Origin of the sequence: Actinoplanes sp. NPDC024001 (assembly GCF_040638955.1) — a bacterium.
Taxonomy (GTDB): domain Bacteria; phylum Actinomycetota; class Actinomycetes; order Mycobacteriales; family Micromonosporaceae; genus Actinoplanes.
In genome coordinates, this window is sequence record NZ_JBEZZB010000163.1 from 21299 (window position 1) to 23053 (window position 1755).

Consider the following 1755-nt stretch of genomic DNA (forward strand, 5'->3'; position numbering starts at 1 on the left):
GGTGGTGCCCGGGTCGGCCCCGCGGCGCGGCGGGGGGGTGTCTGTGGTGGGGCGGCGGGCGGCCCGCCGGGGCGGGGAGCGGGCCGGCGCGGCCGTCAGTTCGGGCAGTTGTTCTCGCCGCGCTCCACCTCGACGGCGGCGAAGTTCCCGCTGTGCGAGGGCAGCGCCCGGAGTATCGGCGTAGCCTTGGTGCTCGCCTGCACGTCCTGCAGAACGTCGTGGACCGCGGTCGAAACCAGAATCGGCTTGACGACGAATGCGGTGCCTTTCTGACTCTCTGCGCCCATTCGCAGATCCAGCCGGTATTTCCCGCCGTCGACGAAGTCCACCTTCTTCAGATACCAATTGTGTCCGGCTCCACGCCACGCGAGCCACGGGTGCAGACCAGCCGGGACATCGCGGATCTGACCGGTCAGCTCCGTGCAGCGCGGGACCTCCCCCTTACGGTCGTCGACGGAGAATTCCGCCTTGGCTGCGTCCGGCGGCTCCGGCGAGGTCTCCCCCGTCCGGTCGAACACCACCACGGTGAGGAGGGCCGCCACCGCCGACAGGCTGATCAGCCCGGCGAACATGTGACGCCAGCCGGTCCACCGGGACCAGGCCGGAAACAGCATCACCCAGGGCGCCACCGCCAACAGCAGCAGCCAGCCCGCTCCGGTCATCGCCGTGAGGGTGCCGGCCAGGGCGACGAGGGCGGAGAAAATCGATATCGCGATAAAGACGGTGCTGTTCTGGAGGTCGTTATTATTCGGCTCGGGATTGATTTCCGGAGGATTATCCACCGCGACGATATTTGTCACCCCGGGGACATTAATCATCTTTCTTCCGGCATGTCGCACAGGCGGTCCGTTGGAGCAAAATTGATTTTGGTAGAACATCGGCCGATCTGCCCGATTTTGATCAGGCCGATGGAGCCGTCGCACCGGAAAAATCGGGTGATCTCGAAGCCTGCGCCGGGCTAGCTTGCCCGCATGGAACCACTCGATGAGCGGGCGATCCGCGCCTCCTTCGTCAACTGCAGCAAGGGCGAGGCGAGCCGGATCAAACTGCCCGCGGGCTTCGCGGACGGCAGCGTCCCGTGGAGCGACCTGGACTTCCTCGGCTGGACCGACCCCGGCGCCCCGCAACGGGCGCTGCTGGTCGTGCCGGGCGCGGACGGTCCGACCGGCATGGTGTTGCGCCGGCCGTCAGAGCGCAAGGTCAGCGCGTTGCGGTCGAGCATGTGCCGGATCTGCCTGACCGACCATGCCGCCTCCGGGGTGGCGCTGTTCGTCGCTCCCCTGGCCGGCCCGGCCGGGCGCAACGGCAACACCGTCGGTGAGTACATCTGCGCCGACCTGGCCTGCTCGCTCTACCTGCGCGGCAAGCGCCAGCCGAAGATGCGCCTGGTGCGCCGCGAGGAGACCCTCAGCCTGGCCGAGCGCGTCGACCGGGCGCTGACGAACCTGGCGGCCTTCACCGGCCGGGTCGTCGCGGGCTGATCGGACGGGGTGAGCAGATGACCCAGGCGAGTGACGGCACAAGACACGGCCCCGCCGGCCGCGCCCTTGCGGCCGGCGGGGCCGGACATACTCCCGGCCGCCCGACGGCGGCCACCGACAGCCCTGACCACAGTCCGATCCCGCGCCGGCCGCCACTCTCGCGGCCGGCGCCCCACCCTCCTAGTACTGCTACGGCGGATCACTACTTCGAGTAGTTCTGGATCGTTTCCCGGACGTGGTCACGGTTGAGCAGGTGCAGGGTTGGGACGAGGCG

2 protein-coding genes are annotated in these 1755 nt (G+C 68.7%); one reads left to right on the top strand and one right to left on the bottom strand.

Annotated elements, in window-relative coordinates; all coding sequences use genetic code 11:
* Positions 1-95: 95 nt before the first annotated feature.
* Positions 96-800, bottom strand: coding sequence for a hypothetical protein (locus tag AB0F81_RS41105; protein WP_360207348.1), 705 nt, complete (start codon positions 798-800; stop codon positions 96-98).
* 171 nt (positions 801-971) lie between these two features.
* On the opposite strand from AB0F81_RS41105, the gene AB0F81_RS41110 reads away from it, so the two are divergent.
* Positions 972-1481, top strand: a complete 510-nt coding sequence (locus AB0F81_RS41110) for an FBP domain-containing protein (RefSeq protein WP_360207351.1) — start codon at positions 972-974, stop codon at positions 1479-1481.
* Positions 1482-1755: the final 274 nt, after the last annotated feature.